The organism is Streptomyces sp. NPDC050263 (assembly GCF_040655955.1).
Classification (GTDB): Bacteria; Actinomycetota; Actinomycetes; order Streptomycetales; family Streptomycetaceae; genus Streptomyces.
In genome coordinates this window covers 19,277-44,052 of sequence record NZ_JBFAKW010000053.1, presented here as the reverse complement: position 1 = coordinate 44,052, position 24,776 = coordinate 19,277, and the positions used below count along the sequence as shown (strand labels likewise).

Here is a 24,776-nt window from a genome sequence, read left to right as displayed (position 1 = left end):
GGGCAGCTCCTCACAGTCGCGCTGCCTGGCGAACGGCTGCATGCATCCGGTCCAGGCAAGCGGCGGTCAGCAGGTCGAGATCCGGCTCGGCGACACATGGGTGTCGCAGTACGGGCAGTCCGGTCTCCTCGGTCCAGACGGTGGCGGCCTGCTCATACAGATCGGCGAGCCGGGCGGCCGTCGGCGGGTCCTCGCCGAAGCGGCGCGATGCGGCCCGACTGGAGAGCCGGGCATGGCACAGCTCGGGTGGGGTGGTCAGCAGGACGGTCAGCTCCGCCCGCGCGGGCGTCACCTCGGCCAGCTGGCGGACGTAGTCGGCGACGGGACGCTCGTGCAGAAGCGCCAGCAGACAGGCGGTCGAGAGGGTGAGACGGTCAGCGACCACCGGACCCATGGACAGGGCAGGAGCAAGGTTGTGACGAGCGTGGAGTTCCAGATCGCGACGAGCGGCGGACACCGCCTGCTCGCTGGTCTCCGCCGGGCGGCCGGACCGCAGGCCGATGAGAGAGCGTGTGGCCTCAAGTGACAGCCAGGCGAACTGGCCGATGTGCCCGAGGTGGATGTCCTCGGCCGCAGCCGAGGACAGAAGCCGGTCGCGCAGCGTGCTCTTCCCGGCTCCAGCGATCCCCTCCAACGCCAGCAGCATGCGGCTCACCCCACGTGCTTCTCGGCGATGAGCCAGCTGATGAACTTCGCAACCCGGCCGCGCGCCACCGGCTCGGTGCCGTGGGTGAGTTGGGAGCCGTACAGCAGGGCGGTGCCCGGGACGGGACTCGTGCTCCACCTGGTGCGGGGCATCGTGGTGAACCAGTCGGCGGAGTGGTCGGCTCCGTCGTGGGCCAGCCACATACCTTCTGCGTAGCCCCGATCCGTGGCCTCGTTCAGACTGGTGCCCCACAGGCGGTCGCTTGAGGAGCTTTCGACGTAGAACGCGCCGCCGGCCTCCGCTTCGCTGATCACGACACTGATCCCAGCGATCTGCCGTGGCCAGGCAAGCGGGTCGGGGGCGATGCCGTCGAGGTGGCCTGTTATGTGCTGGCCGGGGCCGTATTCAACGTACGTCCACGGCCGGCAGGCGGTGATCGACGGCATGACACGGGACAGCGCGGGGCGGGTACGGTCGAAGGCATCCTGCAGCACCTGCTCGGCCTCGGCCGGAAGCTGCGGTATCTCCACCCTTCCGGCCGGCTCGTACACCGTCATGGCCTGTTCGTGGGAGTGTCCGGGGATCTCGTGGATGGATGTGGTTCGTTCCGCACCGAAGCGATTTCGCTCCTCTTCGGTGAGGAACCTGGTCATCACGGTCGCGAGTCGGGTCCGTTCCTCGGTGTCGAGGAATCCCTCGATGCTGCCGACCGTGACCGTCTCGGCAATGTGGATCACGAGCCGTTCCTCCTGATTTCGAGCACACGGCGGACGTCGTCCAAGCCGGTGCAGTGGTTGAGCCAGCTGGCCACGGGATGACGGGTGGTGGCGGTCGGGTCGGCCCACAGGGCCAGCAGCTCACGAGTCAGCGGCAGCTCCTCTGTCCTCGGGAGTGCCTCCGTATCCGCGGGTAAGGTGGTGAGCTGGCCCAGCGTCGGGCAGTGGGCCGTCTGCCAGTCGGCGAAGACCCGCCCGAGCCGGGCTGCCGCCGCCTGCCCGCAGGCGCGCAGGAGCGTTTCGCCGGGCTCTGCCTGCCAGTAACTCCGGAATTCGGTCTGCGCCCAACCGGCCGCAACCGCTTCGGCGGCGGAGGTGATGCGGCAGGTTGCACAGCACGCGCCGGTTTCGTGTGGACACGGTCGGAAGTGCTCCGGGAGGGTGGTCGCGACCTCGACGAGTGCTGTCCAAGCGGAGTCCGGCAGGAGGTCGGCGACGGCGCGACGGCCGGGGGCGGCAGCGTGGTTGCAGCATGCAGAGCCCGGCCCGGACAGTGGGCTGGGCCCGAGCGCAGGTTCGATGAACAGGGCGTGGAAGTACACGATCCGACCCAGTAACTGGTGCACCGTCAGAGCGCCTGCGGCTCTGCTCATGCCAGCGCCTCCTCCGGGGTGTGCGCGGCAGCCTGTGGCATCGGGCAGGAGCATCCGCAGCCCGCCGAAGGGTCCTCGTCGCACAGGGTGTTCACGACGGCCTCGGTAGCCGCGCCAACGGCATCGAAGTACGCGGACCAGCCATGGCCGGGAGCCGGCCGGAATGCCAAGTCGAGCACCGGGACCGTCCGGCTCGTGGCCTCGCACGTCAGCTCTGCGCGCCCGACGGTCACCTGCACCGCCGTGGGCAAGGCGGGGGTGGCCGCGGTGACCGCGCGGCACAGCGCGGCGGCGACCTGGGCGTACTCGGCGGGACCACGCGGGATGATGCCAACCCGCCGTTCGGTGGGCACCAGGTCGAGACCGGTATAGGGATGGCCCTGGCAGCTGTCGTACGTGACACAACCCCACGCGCGGGTGACGACGTCGACCAGAGACCGCACCCCGGGCTCGATCGCCTCGTGCCACTGGGCGTGGGCCGGATCCAGGTCATCGGCCTCATGGACGCCGGGTAGCCCGACCATGTTGATGTTGCCGTGCGCGCTGGTTTGAAGCCGCACAGGAGTCCTGGCCACATCGGGGCGGTCCCATCGCGTGAGGAAGGTGCCGACGTCACGCATGCTGTTCGGGACGCGGGGACGCCAGCGCGCGGTACGGCACCAGGCACCGGCAGGGTGGGCGGGTTGTGCGAGGAGCGCGGCAATGCCGTCGATCATCCGTATCCGGTAGTCACAGTAGGAGTCCTGGTCCCCGGCCTGCTCGTGGCGCCAGCGGGTAGCCACGCAGCCGCCGCCGCAGGCGGACTGGTACGCGCAGGTGGTGCACCGCTCCATCAGGGCCTTGCCCTGGTTCAGCAGCGGCAGCCGCCGCTGGGCCGCGACGACACCGGCCTGATCGGGGGCCTGGTCGAGGCGAGTGAGCTGGGCCTGGGGCCAGGGCAGTTCGTCGCAGCTGCCGAGTCGACCGTCCGGGTAGAGAGTGAAGACGTGGTCACATTTCAGGTTGGAGAAGTGGCAGAAGCCGGTGTCCAGCCCGCGCAGCCGCCGGATGGCGGACACGGCCGGCTCCAGCTTGATGCGGGCGAAGTGCCCGGCGTCGATCCACCGGATGGTGGTGGCGAGCACGAACTCGGCGTACTCGGTCGGCCTGATCGACCAGTCTGGACCGCCGGGGCCGCGCACGGCAGCGTCCTGGAGCCGTCTGCTTGCCGGACGACGGCGTCCCTGGCCTGCGGTCGGACGCTGGACGGATGTGTCGAAGCAGGGCACGAAGCTGACGGCGTTGACCGCCTCGAAGCCTGCGAGGTGGTCCAGGACCGCCGCGGCACGGCCGAGTACGGCCGGGGTGACAGCGGCGATCACGCCGGTCTTCCGGCCCCGGGCGGCCAGCAGTCTCAGCGCGGTGGCGACTCGCGGGTAGACCGGCTGACCGTCGTAGCCGACTCGCCAGGCGTTGCCCGCCGCATCCCCGTCCAGGGAAATGCCGATCTCAAGGTCCGGGTACAGGTTGTCGAAGAGGTCCAGCCACTCCTCGGCGAGCAGTACGCCATTGGTCTGGAGCGAGACGCGGACCACGCCGGGCTGGGCAGCCAGTTCGCGCAGGATGTCGGCGACGTGGTCACGACCGGCGGTCAGTGGTTCGCCGCCGTGGAGTTCGACGGCGAGTGGACGCCCCTGGAAGAGCTCGGCGAGTCGGCGAACCTGGCCGGCGTCGATCCGGGCTCCTCCCGGGGCCTCCTTGCGTTTCTCGTAGCAGTACAGGCAGTCGATGTCGCAGGTCTCACCGCGTAACTTCAAGATCACCGATACGGCGCTGTCGGTCTCCTCGGCGTCCAGGCCGCGGTACAGCTGGGTGATCAAGTCGTGCTGTTCGATGGTGCGGTGCATCGGCTGCCTCCTGGGGGCCGTGACCGGACAGGGATCAGTCGTACAGGCGTCCCAGCAAGGCGCCCTGGCCGGACTGGAGGATGTGGGCGGCTTCCAACGGGATCCAGAAGCACTCGAAGTGTGTGGGCTCCTGTTCCCCGTCGTGGTCCTCCTGGCTCATCCACCGCTCCCGGGTGGGCTCGGTCAGTTCCAGGTGGAAGACGTGGCGCCGCTGGAGCTCGAACCGGTACGGGCTGATGTCGTACTCGGTCTCGCCGAGCTTCCGTACGATCTTGAAGTCCTTCAGGCCGGTCTCCTCGCGAGCCTCGCGCAGCGCCGCCGCCTCCGGTGTCTCGCCGGCGCGGATGCTGCCGGCCGGGACCTGGATACCGACTTCCTCGTACGTGTAGTCGGTGTGCCGGAACACCAGCAGCTTTCCGTCGCGCACGACGTAGCACAGCACTTTGTCCTTGGTGACCTTCTCGGGCACGGGACATCCCTCTTTCATTCGTCGGAATCGGGCGCGCATCGGTCGGCGCCCAGGCCGCAGCGCACAGCTGTATGCACCCTGTGGTGACGGACAGCTGACGCCGGGCGAACGACCTTGAGTCTAGGTCGTACAACCAGGCACAATTTCAGCCTGATAATGGCCGAACTGGCTTGCGGAATAAGGGAGATGGGGCATCGATCGGAGTGTCCAAGGCAGAGTGCTCCGAAACTGCCGGAAGGGCACATCTCGCTGGTGATATAACGTGAGTGATATGGGGCCGAGCAGCGCCCAGGCAGTGGCAATAGCATCGGCGTGCATGGTCTGTCGAGAACCATCGGTCTCGTGGTTTCCACTTCGCTCTCCGCGCGATCGCGGCCGTCAGCCGGCATGCCGGGCGCCGATCCGCGACGGGAGATCCAACTCCGCCCAACCGGTTCTGCCTGGTCCTGAGCACTGCTCGCCCCAGCGGTCGGCAAGTACCTTGAGGAGCCTCACCCGGCAGACACGCTGAGGGTCGGGAACGTCAGCAATCGGTTGACGTGGCTCTTCGACAGCGTTGTGCACTTCGATCCGTAGGGCATGCCCTACGCGTACGTAGCGGGTCTCGATCTCCCCAATCGTCAGGATCTTGGCTTGGCGCAAGGCAGTGGTGAAGAGTTCCGACAGGACGAGGACAGCCACGTCTTCCAAGCTTGACCAGCCCCATACGCAGAGCACTTTGCGAAGTTCACTGCGGGCGAGTCCAACGCATCGCGGGTGGTGGCTCCAGCGCAGCACCATCGCGTCGCCGACACCATCGCCCGTCCGGTACGCCACAGTCACTCTGTTGCCTCCCCGCGCAGGTGGCTTGGTCGTGAAGACCGTAGGTCCCTCCAGGGGGCCGGACCCGGAAGAATTTTCCGGGTCCGTCAATGAACCCTTCTACGGCAGGCGCTACTTGATGGCGCCGAGCCGCATGGCCAGGTCCTGGACATCGCGACGGCGGGATCGCTTGTGGAGCCGACGCGCCAGGTCCCGAGCGAACTCGTGTGCCTTGATCTGCTCGGGAGCGGTTCGATAGGCACGCTTGAGATGGTCTACCGCCTCATCTGTCCGCCCTGCCTCGGCATAGGCACGGGCAACATCCAGTCGCGCCCGCCCCTGTCGCTCCACCGGCAATCCTGCCGCCCTGGCTCTCGGCGCTATGTCCACGGCAAGTTGGACGTCCTCGAATTCCAGGGCGAGCGCGAGCCGGTGGATCTCGACGTTGCCGGGGCCGAAGGAGGTCCACATCTCGTTGGAGTCGCCGCCGAGGAGGTGTGCTGCTTCTTGGGCCTTCCCCATCATGTGATCCGCCAGCGCCCGGTTCCGCATCCGGGCTGCCGCGACGGCCCCGTTGAGGAACAGGATCCCGTACAGGGAGAGGGAAGCCGGTGTGGAGCGCCACCAGCCGGGTTCGAGGTCGTCTGCCGCGTCAAGGGTGACGTTCACCGCCTCAGCCGGCATGCCGGCGCCGAGTTGGACATGCGCGACACCTCGGCGCAGAGCGAGCATCGTGGCGGGGTCTTCGGACTGTGAGGCCGCCATGTCGCCCTGGTCCACAGCGGTCCAGGCCAGGTTGGTCTCGCCCAACTTTCGTAGAAGTACTGCTGCCACGTGGCAGGTCAGTGCGAACAACCGGAGTGCCTCGACGTGCTCGGCGCCAGCTGCGCGTTCCCGTGTCGCCAGCCGGGCGTCCGCGAGTAGCCCGGGCAGGCACTCTCCAAGGCGCGCGAACTGGCAATTCTGATAGAGCCCCCAGGCTTCGTCGACTGAGAAGGAGAGACGTTCGAGGCGTACGGTTTCACGGCCGTCGTACAGCGAGCCCGCCAGTCGGCGTGACTGCATGAGTGCGGTGCGAATCGCCGGAATGCTGGCCGTGTGACGACCGTGGTCGTCCAAGAGCGTCGGCGTGCCCTGAAGGTCCTCAACGTGTACTCGCAGAGCGTGTGCCAGGTCCGCGAGCATCTTCACGTTGTTCACCGGTATGCGTTCGGACTCGACCCGGTACACCCAGTCCTCGGAACGTCCAAGAAGTTCGCCGAGTTGGCGCTGGCTCAGGCCCCGGCGTTTCCGGTAGAACCGGACTCGTTTGCCGAACGGCAGATGGTCGGTCATTCCCCGCATTGGCACGCCCCCTCAGCCTGGTCGATCGAGTGTCACACGGCGTGAGCGCGCGCGGCAGGAGAACCATCGTCTGAGGGCGTCCGTGATCTGGAACGTAGGCTGGCCCCATCGGAGGGCAAGGGCGGGGAGCGGTCCTCGGCGAACACGGAGGACGAGAGCAAGTGATCTCAACGCAGGCATGGGCGGATGCTCGGCAGCTGTGGGACTTCCAGCAGATGGGTCACGAGCTGCGACCTTGCTCCGTGGCGATCGGACTCGGCAGCCACGACCTGGGAGTGGCCGACACCACCGCGGACCTCTACCACCGTGGCATGGCGCCGCTCATCGTCTTCACCGGAGCGACCAGCCGTACGACGCGTGAGCGCATGCCCCGAGGTGAGGCCGAACACTATCGGGACCGTGCGGTGGCGCTCGGGGTTCCTGAGAACGCCATCATCGTCGAGCCGAAGGCCCGGAACACGGGCGAGAACATCCGCTTCTCCCGCGCTCTCCTGGAAGAACAGCGCGTTCCTGTATCGTCGGTCCTGCTGGTCAGCAAGCCGTACGAGGAACGGCGGGCCTATGCGACGGCGCGAAAGCTCTGGCCGGACGTCGAGTGGGTGAGCGCCTCCACGCCCATGACACTCTCCGAATACGTCGATTCGATCCAGGATGCCCGCCTGGTCATCGACATGCTGGTGGGGGCCCAGCAGCGGCTCATGGTGTACCCGCGGCAAGGGTTCATGATCGCGCAGGAGATTCCCGACGACGTGGCGGCGGCTTTCGAACGGTTGCGTAGCGACGGGTTCACGAGCCGACTCGTACCGGAAGACGTGGAACGGGCCTGAGCTTCGGTCCATCCCGGTCTGTGCTCTTTCAGGCGGCGCCCCATCGGGCTTGGGCGTCCATGTTCCTGAGAGTCTCTATGCGGTACGACAACTGCTGGGCTGCGGCAGTATCTCCTCGATCCGCACGCCGAACGAAGGATCCAAGTGTGTGAAGGTCTCGGATTTCGCAGACAACCGAGAGGCCGGACCATTGTCGGATGTCCTGGCCGTACTGCTCGCTGAAGTTGTCCAGTTCTCCGGCGGTACGCCCGAAGCGGACCCCTTGGAACGTATTGGCCAGGTCGATCTCGCGTGGGCCGAATGCTGCTTCGTCCCAGTCGCCAAGTCTGACGCCCTGACCGTCCCAGAGGGTGTTGCCTGGATATGCGTCACCGTGGATATGGCCGTGGCCCAAGGGGAAGTCGAGCTTCCCGTAAGCGTCCAGGAGTTCCTTCCTCCTGGCCGTCAGCCACTCTCGCTGTTGCGGCGCCAGGTACGTGCTGTGGTCCACGGCATTCTTGAACGACGTAAGTGGTCGATACTTCGGCAGTACCAGAGGCGGGGGTGGCAGGTCGTGCAGGGCCCGTAGGAGATCGCCCAAGCGCCCAGCCGGTGGCGCGCCGTGGTCAGGCTGCGGGTAGTGCTGCCAGAAGGTGACAACGTACGGGCCGTACGCCACCGGCTGGGGGATGTCCACAGGCTCTGTCGCCGGGAAGTCGTTCGCGACGAGCCAGCGTGCCAGTGACACGGCGGTTTCGAGGCGCCGCTGCTGCGAGATTGGACTAACACGTACTACAACGCCTTCTGCAGCAAGAAGGAACACAGAAGTGGCGTGGCGGTGAAGTTGGGTGAGGGAACGGTCTGGCAGCCCCGACGCTCGGCAGGCCATGAGGGCGGCGGACTCAGGAGAGACCATCATTGTCATGAGGTGAGGGCCCTCGCTCTCGTGTCGATCACCTGATAGCCGCGGGTCGCGTCCGCAAGTTCGCGGGCGGTTCGGTCGCGGGCGAACCGCGGTTCTTCCAGAAGCCTAGCCACTCCCTGCACCGAGTCGCCGAGCTGTCGGATACGGCGCTCCACCGGCAGCTCCAGGATGGGCTGGAGCTGCTCGCCGGCTCCCTCGATCTCTCCAGTGGCGATGCGCGCCGTGACGATGTCGAGGCGCGCCAGGGCTTCGTCGCCGTACGACCGCTGCTCCCTCGGGCCCATCTCGTACAGATCGATTGCGGCGGCGGCGTGCTGCTCGGCCCTCTCGTGTTCGCCGAGGAGGGCGTACGTTCCACCGATGTAGTACTCCTGCTTGGCTTCCGGGAAAGTGAGCAACCCTCCGAACCTGGTTAGCCCGGTGGGGTCTGTTCGCTGTTCGCGGGCCTGCTCAAGCTCCTTGAGCGCTGCCAGGGCCGTGTTCCGGTCTCCGACGCGTGCCGCAGCCCTGGCCCCGATCGCCGCGGTTCTGACCCGGGTCTCGCCGACGGGGGCGAACCGGATCGCCTGTTGCGTGTACTCAAGGGCTGTGTGCCGGTGGGTCGACCACTCCGCGATCAGTGCGGCTGTGCCCTTGACCCATGCCCGGAGATCGTCGTGGTCGGCGTGCTCGGCGAGCGTCCCGGCTGTCTGGAGTTGGGCGACAGCGGAGTCCTGGTCGCCGAGATTCTGTGACGCGTGGGCGAGGAGCAGGCAGCTCGTGCCGGCGAGGAGGTACAACTCGCGGGTTTGGCCAGGTGGTTGGTGGCCGCTCAGCAGGGAGAAGAGTTGGTCTCTCGTCGACAGCAGGTCGTGGAAGAGCGGGTACAGCGGAGCGTGGACGTAGTCCGTCGCGATCCGGGTGATCCTGGACTCCAGCCCCTCAAGTTCGACGTCGCTCACGTTGCTCTTCGTGGCCACTTCCGCGAACTGCAGTGATTGGGCCGCAGCTTGTATCGCGAGCTCATAGAGGTCTGCCGCCTGCTCGCCGGTCGCGACCTGGAGATCGACGGCGGGCGGTCCTGGGTGCGACAACGGCGGTGGAGTGAGGGCTGCGTGATGCTCACGGAACGGTGGGGGGAGCAAGGCGGCGGGTGCTTCGATGCCGTTGAGGAACCTCGCGACCTTGTCGAGGGTCGTCAGTCGGCGGGTCCCTGCTTCGAGCATGGACAGGAAACCCTGGCTGAGCCCCGTCATGTGGGCCATGTCGTCCTGGCGAAGCTTTGCCCGCTCGCGGATGAGACGGCTCGCGCGCCCGAAGTCCCATGCGGCGATGGCGGATTGGACCTCCGGATGCTGCCAGACGGTGTCTGGAACGCGGCGTTGAAGGCGGGTGTCGAGACGCCTGCCGCGTGCACACGCGGAACACCAGTCCTCATCGTTGTACTGGCTCAAGCGGCATCCGCAGTCAGCGCATCCGCGAGCGTGCCTTGGCATCGCACCCCCGTTTCTCGTCTGCGCCCGACAGCGTAGGCGGGGTACGCGCGTGCCGGTATCACTCATGTAATACGGGCAGTTGAGGCGCTCGCTCTGCAGGGGCAGCCGCCTCAGACGCGGCCGAGTGTCGTTTTGACGATGGCGTCCAGGAGCTGTGGGAGGTCTTCGAGACTGTCGAGGACCACGTCGGCTCCGGCCGTGGAGAGTTCGGCGGCAGTGGTCTTGCCAGAGGCGATTCCGATCACAGGAGCGCCGCCTTCAAGCCCGGTACGGACGTCTTCGAGGGAGTCTCCGATGATGACCGTGTTGGAGCGGCTGAAGGCGGTGGTTCCGTACTTGGCCTGGGCTCGCTCCTGTGCGACGGCGACGAGAGCTGGTCGGTGGTCGTCGTCCGAGGAGTATCCGCCGATCTCCGTGTCAAGGTACCCGTCGAGGTGGAACGCTTCGAGCTTCAATAGTGCGTTGGGCTTGAGGTTTCCCGTGACGACGGTAGGAACGCAATCCGGTTGGGCGTGCACGGCCTTGAGTGCGTCCACGGCGCCAGGCAGGAGCACGCCTTGCTCACGAAGGTCGTCGGCGTGCGCGGCGAGGCGCTGCGGCAGGAGTCCCACCATGCGTGGCACCAGGCCGTGGACGTCTGCCTCGGGGACGCCGTTGTCCAGGAGCAGGGAGCGAATGGCGAGGGGCATGGTGACGCCGGTGCCGCGGGCCGGAAGGCGTTCCGCAGGACGTCCGACGATCTCCGCGAAGGTTTCCCGGTACACCTGTCGATCGATGTCACCGACGTACAGGAGCGTGCGGTCGATGTCCCACAGCACGAGAATCTGCCTGGCGTCGGTCAAGTTCGGCTCCCTGTTGCCGTCACGACGGCGCGTCGTTCCAGGACGTCTTGAGCGTACGGGCTGTGGGCGACGGGCTGGAGTTGTTGGATCATGCTCGTGACGTGACTGTCGAACCGTGCCGACTGAAGCTTCTCGGCGAGGTCGAGGACCTCGTGCGCTGTGGCGCAGCCGGCTTCGACGTCGCCCTGCTCGATGTGGGCGGTTGCGGCGCGGGAGAGGAACAGGCCCCTCGTGCGGTGGTCCGCTGGGTTGAGCGCCTCCCGGGCCTTCGTGAAGCTGGCCACGGCGCTGCGGGGGTCGCCGAGGTCCAGGTAGCAGCTGCCGGCCTGTCCGTGGATCTCGCCCTCGTTGACCCAGTAGAGCCAGTGCGGGTCGTACTCCGAGCGGCCTTGGGCGCAGAGTTCAGCGGCTCTTCCGAGTGCGGCGAGGGCCGCCTGGCGTTCGCCGAGTTTGGCGTGCCCGCGGGCCTGTCGGGTCAGCAGCATCGCTTCGAGCGCGGGCGTGCCGAGTTTCCTGATCTTGTGGCGGGCCCGCTGTGCCGCGGTGACGGCGTGGTGCGGAGCGCCGGTGGAGTAGCCGTGGATGGCGATGTAGGACAGGGCGCCGGCGCCGAGCCGTATGTCTTGAGAGGCCTTCGCGGCGCGGAGTGCGGCATAGAGGTAACTGAGTGGGCGGTCGCGATCGCCTGAGTCGAAGACGAACCAGCCTGTCTGGGTGGCGGTGTCGGAGATGATCGCCGCCAGCCGTCGCCCTGTGGCCTCGTCGTACGACGTTTCTTCCAGGAGGTGCTGGAGGAACTGGAGATGGCGGTTGCCGAGACTGGTGAGGGTGCCGCTGCCGTCGCTGGCGTCCATGGTTCGCAGGTTGTCGGTGGTGCGCTGGAGACCATCGAGGAGGTCGTGGGAGAGGCGGCTTCCCGCTGCTGCTCGATGAAGGGGTTCGGCTTCGGCGATGTCCCACGCGTTCACGAACGCGGTGAGGGCGACGCCGCTCGCGGTGAGGAATCGTCGACGGTCCATCCCGCTGCCTCCTACCGCGGTATCCAGTGCTGCCACCATACGGGCCGCAGTCCAGGGCAGGCTGGGATCGGCGTCGCCGACGAACTGGACCGGCTGCTCCTGTGCTGCTGAGGCGGCAGTGTGCGGGAGGGGAAGGGCGACCAGGTCGGCGGGTACACCAAGGCCGGTGAGGAACTCGACGATCTTGTCGATGTTGGTGAGGCGGCGGTTGCCCTTCTCCAGCATGGACAGGAACGCCTGGCTCAGGCCCGTGAGATGGGCCATGTCCTCTTGGCGGAGACCACCGCGGAGTCGGATGAGGCGGCTGGCTCGGCCGAAATCCCAAGCCGCGAGCGCGTTTCGCACATCTGGGTCGTTCCAGATGTGTTCCGGGATAGTAGGGGTGTGTTTCTGCCGTGTTCGTGAGCGAAGGCAGGCGGCGCAGAAATTGTCCGTGTTGTACTGGCTCAGGGGGCAGCCGCACCGGTCACAGCGTCGCTGCGCCTGCTGAAGCACTCTTTCCTCCCCCGGCCGAGCGCATGTGGTTCCTGGCCTTTCTGGAACCGGAATCACCTCAGTGATATCACCCTCGGAATGTGCGTAATCACCTTTCAGTAAACAGTCTTGGGGATCAGCCAACGTCCTTGTGACATCAGTTGCTTGGTCAAGCGGCTCAGTCAGTGTGTCCGGACGCACAGGAGATCCCGGTGATTGCCTCGCCAGGCCGAGTTGAAGCCGTCCCTGATCCGCCCGCAGCCCAGCGGCCAGTCGCACCTGTGGTGCCGCCGGACGGCTGGCGGCGGTTGCAGCGCCGCCCCCTCTCACAGGAGTCGGCGTTGCCGTGCGCGCAGACCGAACTGCCCTGGAGGATCCAACTCGCCCCACGTCCGCTGCCGCGACTCGGGCCCGTCGATGTCGTGCAGGCGGGACTGCTCGTCGGCTTACGTGCGGTCGAGGGTGCCCGGAGCCGGGGCCTCCCTGTGGGGCCGGTGCTCTGCTGCCACGCGCACTCGCGGATCCACATCCCGGTCGAAGCGGGCACGGCATACCGGTGGCACGTTCCACAGACCGTGTGCCGTGCGGGGCGCCTGTGGGAATGCGCGGTCGACAGACCGGTCGCCAGGTACTCGCGCTGCTCGACGGTATGGCTGCTTCCCCCTGAGGGACATCCGGAAGGCACCGACAGCGCCGCGCTCTATCACTGGCTCGCCCTGACGCGGTCGGCCGGCGTGCGCAACAGGGAGGCCCTGCATGGCGGTTAGCGTCTCGGCCGTCGTCCTCTTGGCGATCATCACGTTCCTGCTCATCAAGAAGGGCGGGCTCAAAACCGGGCACGCGGTGGTCTGCACCCTCCTCGGCTTCTACCTTGCCAGTTCCTCGATCGCGCCAACGATCTCTGAGGCCACAACGAGCCTGGCGCGCATGATCGGCGGGATCACGTTCTAGGCCCCCGCCGATGACCTGGGCGACATGAGCGGGCCTCCTTGGACTCCATCCAACTGTCGCCAGCCCGGCGGTCCATCAACTTGCCGGTCCTGTTGCTCTGTCGCAGTCCACTTCGACCCCAGTGAGAGATCCGATGAGACACGAAACAGCCGTCGCGGCATCCGTTGGTCTGGCCGCGGTGCTCGTTGTCGCGCTCGGGCTGGCCGCATACTTCGCATGGCTCTCCGCCAAGCACCGTGCTCAGGCCGTACGTTGGCAAGAGACCGCCGCTGCCCAGGACTCGGCCCTGGTCGCGCTGCTTTCGCAGGGCCTCGAAACGGTCGCGGCCTCGCTCCAGTGGCCAGAGCCGGCCTCGGCGGAGTTCGAGGTCCCGGACTGTCTCGCCGGTTCGGATTTCGTGGAGAACCTTCGGATGCTCGGCGAGGAGTATGCCGCCGACCTGCATCGAGTGCAGGGAGCGACGGCGGTTTCGACACGTCAGCAAGTCGAAGCCGAGGCGCGCGAGTCGGCGAAGGCAGCCGTCAAGGCGTTCGCCACCGCGATGGTGAGCACCGGCATCAACGTGAGCAGCGAGGTGGCCCAGGCGCTCCGCCGACATCACGGCAGTGCCGTCTTCGCGACGCTGACCAAGATCGATCACGGCGTCCAGCAGATGCTCCACCAGGCACAGTCGTACGTCGTGCTCGCTGGAGGGCTCCTCGGGCAGCGGTGGCCCGCCAGCACACTCACGGACGTCGTCGGGGCGGCCCAGGGAGCGATTCCCGACTACACACGGGTCCACCCGTATGCGTCTGACCGGGCAGTGATCGCCCGCATGGTCGGGCCGGTGAAGCTCATCCTGAGCCACCTCCTCGACAACGCCGCACGCTATTCGCCGCCTCAGACTCAGGTGGAGGTGAACGCCCAGCACGGCCACCACGGAATCACTCTCCTCATCGACGACGCCGGCAAGCGCATGAGCGAGGAGGAACTGAAGCGCGCGCGGCGCATCCTGGACGGCCGCCAGGAGGTCGACATCCTCACCCTGGAGGCGCACCCGAGGGTCGGCTTCCCGGTGATCGCGCTCCTTGCCCGCCGGTATGGCATGAAGGTGGTGCTCACGGACTCCAACCGCTACGGCGGGATGTGCGCCTCGGTCTTCCTGCCCGAGGACCTTCTCACCACTGCTGCGGTTGAGCTCGAACCGGCTCTTCAGCCCGCCCGCGTAGCGGCGCCTGCGCCTTCTTCCCCCGCTCTGACGGAGAACGGACTGCCGACGCGCACGTCTCGCCAACCGGTGCATGCGCAGCAACAGGCTTCTGCCGGGCGCCGCACGAGTACCGAACCGGCCCGGCCCGCGGTCATCGGCGCCTGGCAGCAGGCAAACAGACAGGCTCGCGGCACGGCCGCACCCCCGCAGGATCGCGCCGGGGACACCGACGTACACCCCGACCAGGAAGAAAGGCCTCTCGACTCATGACGACGCAGGTGAACAGGCTCGGCTGGATGCTCGGGGACCTCACGAGCATGCCGGATGTCAGCTACGCCGTCCTGCTGGCCACGGACGGTCTCGCCCTGGGCTACTCGGAATCGGTGGACCGTGACACGGCAGACAAGGTCGCCGCGTCCACCAGCGGCTTTCACTCCATTGGCGTCGCGTTGGCCCCGTACACCGGTGGCAAGAAGAACGGCCTGCGCCAGGTCGTCGCCGAGTTCGACGAGGGACTCCTGTTCGTCAAGACGGTCGGCCACAACGCGTTGTTGGCGGTCTCGACGACCGAGACGGTGGACGCCGAAATCCTCACCTACCGGATGAACGGACTGACCGAGCGCCTCGGTGCGGAACTGTCCAGCCCGGCAAGGGACAAGGGTGACGAAGGCGGCGCTCGGCCATGAGCGCTCTGCGGCGCGATCCCGACATGGTCCGAGCGTATGTCCGGACACGAGGACACTCGTCACCGTCCCGCGACGGCCTGACCCTGACGACCCTGGTTCGCGCCGCAGACCGCCCGCTCCACGGCCTCGACGTCGAAGCCCGGCGGATCCTGCGGATCTGCAACGGGCCGATCGTGATCGCCGAGATCGCCTCGCTCCTCGATCTGCCCCCCACCGTCGCTCTCATCGTCGTCTCCGGACTTCTCGACACCGGCCACCTCAACACCCCGGCACCGGCCGACCAGCCGGACATCAGCGTTATTGAGGAAGTGCTCAATGGACTCCGTGCTCTCGTCTGAGCACCAATACCTCCCGGCCACCGTGACCCGGTCAGCGAAGATCCTGATCGCCGGCCACTTCGGAGCAGGCAAGACGACTCTGGTTGGCAGCGTTTCGGAGATCAAACCGCTGAGGACCGAGGAGCCGATCACAGAAGCCAGCACCGGCATCGACGACCTCGCCGGCCTGCCCAGCAAGACGGAGACGACGGTCGCCTTCGACTTCGGCCGCCGCACCCTCAGCCCCCATCTGGCCCTCTACCTGTTCGGCACCCCCGGACAAAACCGGTTCACCCCCTTCTGGGAGCACCTCTTCCACGGGGCGCTGGGCGCGCTGGTCCTCGTCGACACCCGTCGGCTCCAGGACTCCGACGCGGTTCTCGCGCTCTTCGAGGAACGCGGCCTGCCGTTCGGAGTCGCCGTCAACGAATGGGACGGCGCTCAACGGTTCGACCTCGACGAGGTCCGCCGGGCCCTGGCTCTCGACGACGACGTGGTGGTCACGTCCTGCGACGCCCGCGACGAAGTGTCCTCCATCCACGCGCTGATCGCGTTCGTCGAATACCTCCACCGATCCAGCCGACTGGAGCACCTGTCGTGACTATGCCGCCACCGCCATCGCAGGCCAGCCACCGCGCTCACGCCGGTCAGACGCGGTTCGCGATGTACGCACCGGAGTTCGCAGCTGATCCCTCCCGCTTCTACACGCAGATGCGGGAGCAGCACGGAACACTGGCCCCGGTCTACCTGGACCCCGATGTGCCCGCCACGCTGGTGATCGGCTACCAGACCGCGGTGCGTATCCTTCACGACCCCGTACGGTTCCCCGCCGACCCGCGGGTCTGGCAACAAGGCGTCCCCACGCACTGCCCAGTCCTGCCGATGCTGGAGCACCGCCCCAACGCGCTGCGCAATTCCGGTCCCGCTCACGCTCGTTACCGTGCCGCGAACACGTCCGCCCTCGACCATGTCCGCCAGCACGAACTGCAGGCCATGGTGCAGCAGATCGCCATTCCCCTGATCAACGAGATGTGCGAGGTGGGCCATGCGGACCTGCTGACGCAGTACGCACAGCCTCTGGCCTTCCAGGTCCTCAACGCGATCCTCGGCTGCCCACCGGAGATCGGCCAGCGTGTAGCCCTCGGAATGGCCGCGATCTTCGAAGGCGTGAACGCCGAGGCCGGCAACGCCATGCTCTCCGAGGCTCTCAGCGAACTTGTCGACCTCAAGCGCCGCCATCCGGGCATGGATGTCACCACCGGCCTGTTGAGCCACCCGACGCAGCTGAACGAGCTGGAGCTGATACACCAGCTGGTCACCCTCTACGGCGCCGGCATCGAGCCTGAGCAGAACGTCATCGCGAACACCCTCCTGCTGATCGTCAGCGACGAGCGGTACTCCGGCGACGTGCTCCGGGGGAGCCTGAGCGTCCGCGACGCTCTCGACGAGCTGCTCTTCGTGGACCCTCCGCTGGCCAACTTCTGTGTGTCGTATCCGCCACGTCCGGTTGAGATCGACGGCGTTGTCCTACCCGCCCATCAGCCGGTCGTCATCAGCATGGCCGCCTGCAACAACGACCCCGCGGTCATCTCCGACCAGCGGGCCGGCAACCGCTCTCACCTGACGTGGAGCGCCGGGCCCCACGGCTGCCCCGCCCAGCCCCTGGCCTACCTCATCGCCCAGGTGGCCATCGAGCAGATCCTCGACGCCCTCCCCGAAATGGAACTCGCCGTCCCCGCCGACCACCTCACCTGCCGCCCCGGCCCGTTCCACCGCTCCCTGACCGGCCTGCCGGTCCGCTTCCCCCCGTCGCCGCGCCTCACTCTGAGCTAGGGAGAACCCGACATGGACCGCACCCTGCCCCTTGTCCTCGACCCCACCGGCCGTGCGCGCGCGGCCGAAGAAGACGCCCTCCACGCCGCCGGTCCCGCCACGCTCGTGGACATCCTCGGCGTGACCGCCTGGTCGGTCAGCGACCCGGCCATCCTCAAAGGCCTTCTGAACGACGCCCGGGTGTCCAAGGACGCCAGCAGGCACTGGCCGGCGTTCATCAGCGGCGAGATCACCGAGAAGTGGCCGCTGGCCCTGTGGGTCGGCGTGGACAACATGTTCACCGCCTACGGAGACAACCACCGACGGCTGAGGCGTCTCGTCAGCAAGGCGTTCACCGCCCGACGTACCGCCCAGATGGCGCCGCGCATCGAACAGATCACCGCCCGCCTCATCGACCGGATGGCCCGGACCCAGCCCGGCGAGGTCGTCGAACTGCGCGAGGCCCTCGCCTTTCCCCTGCCGATCCAGGTCATCGGCGATCTCATGGGTCTGACCGAGGACGTGTGGCCCCGCTTCCGGACCGTGGTCGACGGAGTCTTCGACACCACGCTCACCAGCGAGGAGGCCCGCGCCAACACCATGGCCCTGTACGGCATCCTCACCGAACTGGTCGCGTCCAAGCGGGCCACCCCCGGGGAGGACATCACGTCGACGCTCATCGACGTACGCGACGACGAAGGCGACGGCTCCGTTCTCACGGAGCAGGAACTCCTGGACACGCTGCTCCTGATCATCAGCGCCGGCTACGAGACGACCGTAAACCTGCTAGATCAAGCGGTCACCGCGCTGCTCACCCGCCCCGAGCAACTCGCTCACGTCCGGGCGGGGCGCGCGTCCTGGGACGACGTGATCGAGGAGTCCCTCCGCTACGCCGCGCCCATCAGCCACCTGCCGCTTCGCTACGCCGTCGAGGACATCCCCCTCCCGGACGGGATCGTGATCAGCCAGGGCGCGGCGATCCTCGCCTCGTACGGCGCCGCCAGCCGCCATCCGAACCTGCACGGCGCCACCGCGGGAGCCTTCGACGTCCTGCGGGAGGACAAGCAGCATCTCGCTTTCGGACACGGCGCTCACTTCTGCCTCGGCGCTCCCCTGGCCCGTGCCGAAGCGCGAGCCGCGCTGCCCGCCCTCTTCGACGGTTTCCCGGACATGGCTCTCGCCGTGCCGCCCGAGGACCTTGAGCCGGTGGCGAGCCTCCTCGTCAACGGACACCGAACGGTGCCCGTGCGGCTGCAGCCCACGCGCCGACCCGGCTGAGCCGGGGATAAGGGCGCGTACAGGGTCGTCTCTATCAAGTGGGAAATGCCCAGTTCAGCGCCCGTTGTCAGTGCCTTTTGGCAGGCTATGCACCCACACGTGAATACCCAGAGAATCCACCCAGTCACATACTGTGCGCGCCTGTGACTGGGTGGCCCGGCGAACGAAAGGGCGCACCGAGGTGACGAACATGCCCGGCGCACTCCACCAACTGGTGGAGTCGGTAACCAACACATACACCGTGGTTGCCGAGCACCCCCGCCCCGGCACCATCAGGCCGTCCCTCTGGGAAGTCCACGCGCCCGGGGGCCGACGGTGGTTCGCCAAGCAGCACGTGGGCCCCAAGCTGCACCGACGCGAGGTCGACGCCTATCGCAAGTGGACGGTCTCCCTCGGCGAGGGCCGGACGCCCGACCTGGTCGCCTCCGAGGCCGTCTCACACACCGTCCTGGTGACCGCTGTGCCCGGACACAGCCTCGACTCGCTCCAGCTGCCGGCCGAGCAGAAGCGCAAGGCCTACGAGCAGGCCGGGGAGCTCCTTGCACGCCATCACGCGGCGGCCAGCGACGAGCCCACCGCGGACACGACCGAGGGCGAGTGGGAAGAGACGGTGTCGAAGGTCCTGGCACCTGCCACCGCGTACGTGCCCAAGCACGAACTCTCAATAGTACGAGCCCTCCTGAGCAAGCCGCCCCCACGGCTGCCCCAGGTCGCCGGGCACGGCGACTACATGCCGAAGAACTGGATGTGGGACGCCTCCGAGCAACTGCTGAGGGTCATCGACTTCGAACGCGCCGAGCTCCAGCCCGCACCCCGCCGGGATCTCAGCCGCCTGCGCTACCGGATCCTGCACCAGAACCCGGACCTCAATGCGGCGTTCCACCACGGGTACGGCAGCACGCTCACCGAGGAGGAACTGGCGGCGTGCCGGGCGTACGGGGCCCTGGACGCTGTCGACTCCCTGGCCTGGGGCATCCAGCATCACGACATCGGCCTGGTCGACGAAGCCCACACCATGCTGGAGAACCTGCGCCTGGAGACCGGCAAGAGCGTGTGGAGCGGGTGGCGCGCGTGAATACCTTCGCCGGAACGTCCGCCCACTACCGATGCTTTCCCCTGGGCGTCCCCGTCGTCCTTACCCCCTTCGCCGACAGAGGAGTGCTCACGGAGGGCAACGCGTTTACCGTCCCCACGGCACGTCGTCCATTGGCAACCGAAGGCCTGTGATCCCCATGGACGAAGCAGAGCAGGGTGCGGCGTTGACCGCTGACGTGCTGGAGGACCGGTACGGACTCGTCGTCGACCTCGTCGAGCCGGTGCACATGGGCACGGACACGATCAACCGACGAGTCCTGACCGACGACGGGCTGCGATTGTTCGTCAAGCAGTACCCGGCAATGGCCGACCTGGACGAGGCACGCAACGCGTGGGACATGTCGGAATACTGCCGAGCCGCAGAACTCCCCGTTCCACGCGTGTGGCCCGACGCCGACGACAACCTGGTCACCATCGCGGAAGGCAGCGCATGGGCTGTCGTCGACGAGGTCCCAGGCCGGGTGACCACATCAGCCATGACGATCCCCCTCGCCGAACACATCGGCGTCGTCATGGGACGCATGCACCGTGCGCTCGCCGCGTACCCGCTGCCCAGGCGCCTGCAGCAGACCCGCTGGCAGACGGAGTCCGTCGAGGACGCCGTAGCAAAGTGCGACACCGTGATGGCCAGAGCCACGCGGCAAGGCCACGACCACCTTGACCAACTGCGAGTCGACCTCGACCAGCGGCATACGGACTTACGTACCCACGCTGCCGAGCTGCGGGAGCAGCTGCCCGAAACGCTCGTGGAGCAGGCGCTGCACGCGGATCTCACCCGCACCAATCTGATCACCCTCGACGATGCCGTCACCGGCATCATTGACTTCCGCTGCGCCAGCGCGCTGCCTGTCTGGGAGCTGGGGCGAGCGGCGTTCGACCCACGCACGGTCGCGACCAGCACCGAGTGGACTGCCTGCGCCCTGGCCATGGTGAGCGCCTACCGCTCGGAGCATCCCAGCCTGCCGATGCAAGAGGTCCGGGCCTGTGCCCGGATCGCACTGCTGTACATGCTGTTCAGCTTCTACGGTGCCACCACCGCCGAGTACGACCTGCCTCGAGACGCGGAGGTGGATCTGAAGCGGTACTGGCGCGAGCGCCAGACCGCCATTCGCCGTCTGCTCGGTGACCTTGAGGGCCTCGAAGACGAGCTCACGGCCCTCGGGGCGAGCGGAGACACCTCATGACCATCCCGCGGCTATCAACTGCGCAGTATTCCAGTGGTGTTGGGCAATGGCATCAATCGCGCGCGGCATACAGGGGGACGCCTTGGTGTATCGAACAGTGATCGGCCTGTACCTGGTTCTCATCCGTAACCAGCCCGTGCTGGGCTTCTGCACAACCCCGGCCGGGCGCCGCGTCTCGGTGGAGGGCTGGAGCTGATGACACCCATCCCGAAGCCCACTGCCACAACCGCACAGACCGACGAGGCGGAGGCATCGGATGAGGAGTCGAAGTTCGTCCTCCCCGGCGACCGCCGCATCGAGGCCGCCAACGCGATCACCACCCGCGCGATGGCCCAGCGCCTGCCCCAACTGATTCGCCGATCCCTTGCACTGGGCTGGCAGGTCGACCGCACTGCGGTCATTGCCTTGCTCGGCGTCCAGCTCCTGTCGGGGGTGCTGGAAGCGTTCGGGCTGATGGCCACTACGGGGGTGATCAAGCCGCTGATCGCATCGCAGCACATCAGCGGCGACCAACTCCGCTCCGCTGTACCTTCCCTTGTCGTCCGGTCGGGGCCATCGGTCTGCGGGCCCTGCTGGGTATCGTCTCCACCGCGCTGTCGGCCCGGCTGGCCCCGCGTATCGCCCGGGAGGCCGAACTCAAGCTCCTCGACGCGGCGACCAAGGCGGAACTGGCCGCGTACGACAACCCCGGATACCAGTTTAAGTTCAGTAGCAAGGGTGACCTGCCGGATAGTCGAACAAGTGTTCTGATTGGTGGTGGGGGTCCAGAGCGGGTGTCGCGTGATTTCCTCCGATGAAGAAATCTACGGAGAGGGGGGTGCGGGCGGGCGGGTCCGTACGACACCAAGGTGATGGAACAGGCTGGGATCGACGATGAGGATCTCCTCGAGGCCTGGCGGCAAGGCAAGCTCAGCCGCCGGGACCTCTATGTTGGCGTCTCTGCTCCGATGCGCCAGGCAGCCCGCCGGGGAATCAGGTCGATCACCTCGTCGGATCCAGATCCGCATGAAGTCGACGATTCCGTGGCCCAGGCATTCCTGGAACTGGAGGGACGGGAGCCCATGGAGGTGACGTCCCTCGTGGGGTTCGCCGTCAGGATTGCCTTCCGTCGCGGGCAGGATTCAGGTCGCAGGACCATTCGTGAGCGCGAGCAGATGCGCAGCATGATCAACCACCTGGGGATTACGGCCGACCCTCAGTTTCACGACGACGACATGTGTGAGGCAGCGGAACGGGAAGTGCTGCTTGGCCATGCCCTCAGGTGCATGGCGGGGCTGACTGATGAGCAGCTCGACATCGTGCGTACGACGATCATGGAGAGTGAGAGTCTGTCTGATTGGGCACTACGTGCGGGCAAGTCGCACCAGTCGGCTTCCCGGCAGAGGACCCGGGCGCTCGAGTCGCTGCGACGATGTGTGAGGTCCAAGACTTCGACGGCGGGAGGCAACGATGAGTCGCGATGACGAGCTCGACAATGCGGTCGACGACCTCATCGAGCGGTACCTGCTCTTCTTGCGTGGCCGCGGACCCGAGCCGGACCTGTCCGTGCTGCCACCAGATCGCCGTGCCGAGGTAGCGGAGCAACTTGAGATCGTCACGGCCCTGGTCGACCGCGACACCTCTCTCCCGCCCATCGAGGAGGATCCCGTGGCCATGCGCCTGGGACTACTCGACACTGCGCGGCAGGACCAGCCTTCATCGAACCTTCAGCCGCTGCCCCACACAGATGGCGGGCCTGATGACGCTCCGGTGGTGATCGCCCTGCAGGATCTGGTCTTCCGATTCAACCAACTGGTTGCGGTCGACTTCGCCCCAGCTTGGGTGTCGAGGGCACCAAATGCGATGCGGCCTGTCGCTCAGTGCACGGCACCGGGCGAGACCGTCGCCGTATTCGTGGCTGTTGTGGACGAATGGTCACGAGAGCCGGAGGCAGTTGCCAAATTCTTTCGTCTTCACCCCGAAGTATCGGCCGTCGCACTCGTGTCGCAGGATGCTGAACGCGCCGTAGTGGTGACACCGGCGGACGCCCACCGCTCTGTCGACACTGTTCACGGCTGGCTCGCGCCCCACAGTCCGTCGCCGCCAGAGCTGCTCAGCATCGCACTCGGTCGACACTTCGACCAGTGCCTGCCAGCGTGGGAGCAGGTAGCCGACCTTGATGACCTTCTAGGCCTCGGAGATCTCAACTCCGCTGTGTCCGAGATCAGTGCCAAGCAGATCGCGGAGGCGCGCCGGAGCAGGCCAAAGCTGATGTACAAGAAGAATAGTCTCCGAGTGCTCAGCGAGCTTGATCCTTTGGCAATCGCTGAAGTCGTCATCGATGTTCAGTCCGGGCACCTGGAAGGCGACGACCTGGTCGAGCGCCTCGCCCGCCTGGCAGAGGCAGTCGCGTCGTGATCCGTAACATCCGCCTCGTCAACTGGCGGGCCTACCAGGAACTGGACCTTGCTCTCACCCGGCCCGTCACATTCTTCGTCGCCCCCAACGGCGTCGGGAAGACGTCCCTGGTCGAAGCGGTGCGGTGGGGTATGTTCGGTACTCCCGAGGACCGTGACCGAGGCCGGGCTGTACGCGGTGGCCATGAATCGGCGACGGTAGAGCTCGACCTCACCTTGCCGGGCTCCGTCGACGTACGCGTTACTCGTACGCTCAAACGGAACGGAGCCGCCACATTCGAAGCCTGCGTCGACGGCAACGCTGTCGATGAAGGTCGTTATCGGACGATCCTTCGCGACGCATGGGGCGCGGATCCACGACTTCTGGACTCGCTGGTCTTCGAATCAGTCGCAGCTGGCAGGAACACCGGCTTCCCCATCCGCGATCACCTTGCCGATGTTTTCGGCATCGAGCCCCTGCTCAGCGCCGCTAGCCAACTCAAGGCGCGGCGCAGCGATCTGGCCAAGAAGATTAAGTCACTTCGGGATGACCTGAGCGGCAGCGACGAGGCCATCGCAGCCGCTGTTCGGCGTGTCGATGGCCTCGACACTGAGCTCCAGCTTGTGACCGCAGAGCGTCGCGCCACTGATGACGCGGTCAATGAACTGGAGCCAGCAGCTGCTTTGGCCGCAAGCTGGGACCGCTACCGCGAGGATGCGCTGGCCTACAGCAGTCGCATTCAGAGCCTTGTGGCGGAGATGGCCGGCATGCTCGAAGTCGGTGACAAGGATCCACGGATCGCGCTCACTCGCGGCGAGCGGGAGGCATCCACGGCACTCGAAGAGGGGATCAGGGCCAAAGCGGCGGCCGAGGTCCAGGCGGCGTCCTCAGCTTCGGCTACGGACCTACTGCATTCCGCGGGCGACCGCTGCCCGACCTGCTTGAGGCCGCTGGCTGACGATGAACGTGACGCCGCGCTCGCCTCGCACGGAGATATTGGCAGTCACGCCCACACGGAGATCGAGCAGCACGACCGCCAGACGGCCGCTGCGCGAGAGCGCCTCAGCGCAATCTCGCGGTTCGGGCAAGCCCTCAACGAGTACCGCGCACCCAGCGAGCCCGAACGGCCCGACCCAGGCCCAGAAGCATCCATTGCGTTGGCTGAGGTCCGCCTACAGGCATCGGAACTTGCCGAGCGACACGGAGCGCTGAACTCGCAACGCGAGGCCGCACGGCTGAAGCTGGAGGAGCTTTGCCGGACTGCGGAGGACCAGTCCGCTCTCGAAGCGGCCGCTCGCGAGGACCTCGTCGTAGAGGTCACGCAGAAATCCCTGAACGAGGTAGCAGACCGGTATTTGGCCGAAAGGATTGAGCCGCTCGTCCACGAGATCGGTCGTCGGTGGAAGCTCGTGTTCGGCAGCGAGGGTCTCAAATTCGGATCAGATGGACAGCTCAGTTTCAGCCACGGTGATTTCGATCTTGCGCTTGGCGATCTCAGCGGAGGGGAGCGCGCTACCGCGCTCCTTGTCACTCGGCTCCTGCTGGCGGGCTCGGTCACAAGAGCGTCGACGATCTGGTTTGACGAGCCGCTCGAGCACCTCGATCCACGCCGCCGTGCCGCAGTCGCTCGCACCATGGTCCTTGCAGCCCAGGCCGGAGCCGTCGGCCAGATTCTGGTCACCACGTACGAGGAGGGGCTGGCCCGCCGACTCGCAGCGACCGCCCCTGACATCGTTGAACTGACCTACGCCCGCACTGACCCTCGATAGTCCGGAAAAGTTTGGGGCCAGGGGGTGCGGATCCAGCTTCGGCTTCGACCTTGTGGTGAGAGC

At 66.8% G+C, this 24,776-nt stretch carries 24 protein-coding genes; 13 read left to right on the top strand and 11 right to left on the bottom strand.

Translation table 11 applies throughout. The annotated features are described in order from the left end of the window. Positions 1–10: 10 nt before the first annotated feature. From AB0J04_RS23610 to AB0J04_RS23580, 7 genes are all read right to left on the bottom strand, one after another. On the bottom strand, positions 11–655 hold the full coding sequence (locus AB0J04_RS23610) for a hypothetical protein (protein WP_363170523.1): 645 nt from the start codon (positions 653–655) through the stop codon (positions 11–13). Next, the gene (locus AB0J04_RS23605; protein ID WP_363170522.1) at positions 652–1,383 is read right to left on the bottom strand and encodes a hypothetical protein; all 732 of its coding nucleotides are present in this window, start codon (positions 1,381–1,383) and stop codon (positions 652–654) included. The genes AB0J04_RS23610 and AB0J04_RS23605 overlap by 4 nt, the downstream gene beginning before the upstream one ends. After that, positions 1,380–2,015, bottom strand: a complete 636-nt coding sequence (locus AB0J04_RS23600) for a hypothetical protein (RefSeq protein ID WP_363170521.1) — start codon at positions 2,013–2,015, stop codon at positions 1,380–1,382. Before AB0J04_RS23600 ends, AB0J04_RS23605 begins: the two co-directional genes overlap by 4 nt. After that, a complete protein-coding gene (locus AB0J04_RS23595; RefSeq protein ID WP_363170520.1) occupies positions 2,012–3,901 on the bottom strand; it encodes a radical SAM protein in 1,890 nt (629 codons plus the stop codon). Before AB0J04_RS23595 ends, AB0J04_RS23600 begins: the two co-directional genes overlap by 4 nt. A 34-nt stretch (positions 3,902–3,935) precedes the next feature. After that, complete coding sequence (locus tag AB0J04_RS23590) at positions 3,936–4,370, bottom strand: NUDIX domain-containing protein (protein WP_363170519.1); 435 nt, start codon at positions 4,368–4,370, stop codon at positions 3,936–3,938. Positions 4,371–4,748: 378 nt separating this feature from the next. Then, entirely contained in the window at positions 4,749–5,192 is a 444-nt protein-coding gene (locus AB0J04_RS23585; protein WP_363170518.1) for an ATP-binding protein, read from the bottom strand. A 111-nt stretch (positions 5,193–5,303) separates the two neighbouring features. Beyond that, positions 5,304–6,506 carry a helix-turn-helix transcriptional regulator gene (locus AB0J04_RS23580; protein ID WP_363170517.1) on the bottom strand — a complete coding sequence of 401 codons (1,203 nt, stop codon included), beginning with the start codon at positions 6,504–6,506 and terminating at the stop codon, positions 5,304–5,306. Between the two features lie 170 nt (positions 6,507–6,676). Here AB0J04_RS23580 and AB0J04_RS23575 point away from each other — a divergent pair, with 170 nt between their 5' ends. Then, complete coding sequence (locus AB0J04_RS23575) at positions 6,677–7,342, top strand: YdcF family protein (protein ID WP_363170516.1); 666 nt, start codon at positions 6,677–6,679, stop codon at positions 7,340–7,342. 28 nt (positions 7,343–7,370) lie between these two features. Here the strand turns inward: AB0J04_RS23575 and AB0J04_RS23570 are convergent, their stop codons facing one another. The 4 genes from AB0J04_RS23570 to AB0J04_RS23555 all read right to left on the bottom strand — a co-directional run bounded on the left by AB0J04_RS23570 (position 7,371) and on the right by AB0J04_RS23555 (position 11,927). Beyond that, on the bottom strand, positions 7,371–8,210 hold the full coding sequence (locus AB0J04_RS23570) for an aminoglycoside phosphotransferase family protein (protein ID WP_363170542.1): 840 nt from the start codon (positions 8,208–8,210) through the stop codon (positions 7,371–7,373). Between the two features lie 32 nt (positions 8,211–8,242). Next, complete coding sequence (locus tag AB0J04_RS23565) at positions 8,243–9,679, bottom strand: helix-turn-helix transcriptional regulator (protein ID WP_363170515.1); 1,437 nt, start codon at positions 9,677–9,679, stop codon at positions 8,243–8,245. A 152-nt stretch (positions 9,680–9,831) separates the two neighbouring features. Then, the gene (locus AB0J04_RS23560; protein WP_363170514.1) at positions 9,832–10,563 is read right to left on the bottom strand and encodes a haloacid dehalogenase-like hydrolase; all 732 of its coding nucleotides are present in this window, start codon (positions 10,561–10,563) and stop codon (positions 9,832–9,834) included. Then, entirely contained in the window at positions 10,560–11,927 is a 1,368-nt protein-coding gene (locus tag AB0J04_RS23555; protein ID WP_363170513.1) for a helix-turn-helix transcriptional regulator, read from the bottom strand. The genes AB0J04_RS23560 and AB0J04_RS23555 overlap by 4 nt, the downstream gene beginning before the upstream one ends. Positions 11,928–12,812: 885 nt before the next feature. Here AB0J04_RS23555 and AB0J04_RS23550 point away from each other — a divergent pair. The 12 genes from AB0J04_RS23550 to AB0J04_RS23495 all read left to right on the top strand — a co-directional run bounded on the left by AB0J04_RS23550 (position 12,813) and on the right by AB0J04_RS23495 (position 24,713). Further along, the gene (locus AB0J04_RS23550; protein ID WP_363170512.1) at positions 12,813–13,007 is read left to right on the top strand and encodes a hypothetical protein; all 195 of its coding nucleotides are present in this window, start codon (positions 12,813–12,815) and stop codon (positions 13,005–13,007) included. 133 nt (positions 13,008–13,140) lie between these two features. After that, a complete protein-coding gene (locus AB0J04_RS23545) occupies positions 13,141–14,466 on the top strand; it encodes an ATP-binding protein (protein WP_363170511.1) in 1,326 nt (441 codons plus the stop codon). Then, on the top strand, positions 14,463–14,882 hold the full coding sequence (locus AB0J04_RS23540; protein ID WP_055522486.1) for a roadblock/LC7 domain-containing protein: 420 nt from the start codon (positions 14,463–14,465) through the stop codon (positions 14,880–14,882). The genes AB0J04_RS23545 and AB0J04_RS23540 overlap by 4 nt, the downstream gene beginning before the upstream one ends. Next, positions 14,879–15,220 (top strand): DUF742 domain-containing protein, encoded by a 342-nt coding sequence (locus tag AB0J04_RS23535; RefSeq protein WP_046707968.1) that lies wholly within the window; start codon positions 14,879–14,881, stop codon positions 15,218–15,220. The genes AB0J04_RS23540 and AB0J04_RS23535 overlap by 4 nt, the downstream gene beginning before the upstream one ends. Then, on the top strand, positions 15,198–15,800 hold the full coding sequence (locus AB0J04_RS23530; RefSeq protein WP_318324771.1) for an ATP/GTP-binding protein: 603 nt from the start codon (positions 15,198–15,200) through the stop codon (positions 15,798–15,800). The genes AB0J04_RS23535 and AB0J04_RS23530 overlap by 23 nt, the downstream gene beginning before the upstream one ends. 62 nt (positions 15,801–15,862) lie before the next feature. After that, positions 15,863–17,032 carry a cytochrome P450 gene (locus AB0J04_RS23525; protein WP_363170510.1) on the top strand — a complete coding sequence of 390 codons (1,170 nt, stop codon included), beginning with the start codon at positions 15,863–15,865 and terminating at the stop codon, positions 17,030–17,032. Between the two features lie 12 nt (positions 17,033–17,044). After that, positions 17,045–18,289: a cytochrome P450 gene (locus tag AB0J04_RS23520; protein WP_363170509.1), complete on the top strand. Its 1,245-nt coding sequence runs from the start codon at positions 17,045–17,047 to the stop codon at positions 18,287–18,289. Between the two features lie 190 nt (positions 18,290–18,479). Beyond that, positions 18,480–19,364 (top strand): aminoglycoside phosphotransferase family protein, encoded by an 885-nt coding sequence (locus tag AB0J04_RS23515; RefSeq protein WP_363170508.1) that lies wholly within the window; start codon positions 18,480–18,482, stop codon positions 19,362–19,364. A gap of 157 nt (positions 19,365–19,521) precedes the next feature. After that, positions 19,522–20,568 (top strand): phosphotransferase, encoded by a 1,047-nt coding sequence (locus AB0J04_RS23510; protein ID WP_363170507.1) that lies wholly within the window; start codon positions 19,522–19,524, stop codon positions 20,566–20,568. A gap of 848 nt (positions 20,569–21,416) precedes the next feature. Beyond that, positions 21,417–22,031 carry a hypothetical protein gene (locus tag AB0J04_RS23505; protein ID WP_363170506.1) on the top strand — a complete coding sequence of 205 codons (615 nt, stop codon included), beginning with the start codon at positions 21,417–21,419 and terminating at the stop codon, positions 22,029–22,031. Beyond that, complete coding sequence (locus AB0J04_RS23500) at positions 22,018–22,965, top strand: hypothetical protein (RefSeq protein WP_363170505.1); 948 nt, start codon at positions 22,018–22,020, stop codon at positions 22,963–22,965. The genes AB0J04_RS23505 and AB0J04_RS23500 overlap by 14 nt, the downstream gene beginning before the upstream one ends. Continuing rightward, positions 22,962–24,713: an AAA family ATPase gene (locus tag AB0J04_RS23495; RefSeq protein WP_363170504.1), complete on the top strand. Its 1,752-nt coding sequence runs from the start codon at positions 22,962–22,964 to the stop codon at positions 24,711–24,713. Before AB0J04_RS23500 ends, AB0J04_RS23495 begins: the two co-directional genes overlap by 4 nt. The last annotated feature ends 63 nt before the right edge of the window (positions 24,714–24,776 follow it).

Excerpts from the sequence above, each read along its gene's own strand:
- AB0J04_RS23515 (WP_363170508.1), top strand. The coding sequence starts at position 18,480 with ATGCCCGGCGCACTCCACCAACTGGTGGAGTCGGTAACCAACACATAC.
- AB0J04_RS23600 (WP_363170521.1), bottom strand. The coding sequence starts at position 2,015 with ATGAGCAGAGCCGCAGGCGCTCTGACGGTGCACCAGTTACTGGGTCGG.
- AB0J04_RS23550 (WP_363170512.1), top strand. The coding sequence starts at position 12,813 with ATGGCGGTTAGCGTCTCGGCCGTCGTCCTCTTGGCGATCATCACGTTC.
- AB0J04_RS23530 (WP_318324771.1), top strand. The coding sequence starts at position 15,198 with ATGGACTCCGTGCTCTCGTCTGAGCACCAATACCTCCCGGCCACCGTG.
- AB0J04_RS23525 (WP_363170510.1), top strand. The coding sequence starts at position 15,863 with ATGTACGCACCGGAGTTCGCAGCTGATCCCTCCCGCTTCTACACGCAG.
- AB0J04_RS23510 (WP_363170507.1), top strand. The coding sequence starts at position 19,522 with ATGGACGAAGCAGAGCAGGGTGCGGCGTTGACCGCTGACGTGCTGGAG.
- AB0J04_RS23570 (WP_363170542.1), bottom strand. The coding sequence starts at position 8,210 with ATGGCCTGCCGAGCGTCGGGGCTGCCAGACCGTTCCCTCACCCAACTT.
- AB0J04_RS23535 (WP_046707968.1), top strand. The coding sequence starts at position 14,879 with ATGAGCGCTCTGCGGCGCGATCCCGACATGGTCCGAGCGTATGTCCGG.
- AB0J04_RS23500 (WP_363170505.1), top strand. The coding sequence starts at position 22,018 with ATGAGTCGCGATGACGAGCTCGACAATGCGGTCGACGACCTCATCGAG.
- AB0J04_RS23540 (WP_055522486.1), top strand. The coding sequence starts at position 14,463 with ATGACGACGCAGGTGAACAGGCTCGGCTGGATGCTCGGGGACCTCACG.
- AB0J04_RS23580 (WP_363170517.1), bottom strand. The coding sequence starts at position 6,506 with ATGACCGACCATCTGCCGTTCGGCAAACGAGTCCGGTTCTACCGGAAA.
- AB0J04_RS23545 (WP_363170511.1), top strand. The coding sequence starts at position 13,141 with ATGAGACACGAAACAGCCGTCGCGGCATCCGTTGGTCTGGCCGCGGTG.
- AB0J04_RS23520 (WP_363170509.1), top strand. The coding sequence starts at position 17,045 with ATGGACCGCACCCTGCCCCTTGTCCTCGACCCCACCGGCCGTGCGCGC.
- AB0J04_RS23595 (WP_363170520.1), bottom strand. The coding sequence starts at position 3,901 with ATGCACCGCACCATCGAACAGCACGACTTGATCACCCAGCTGTACCGC.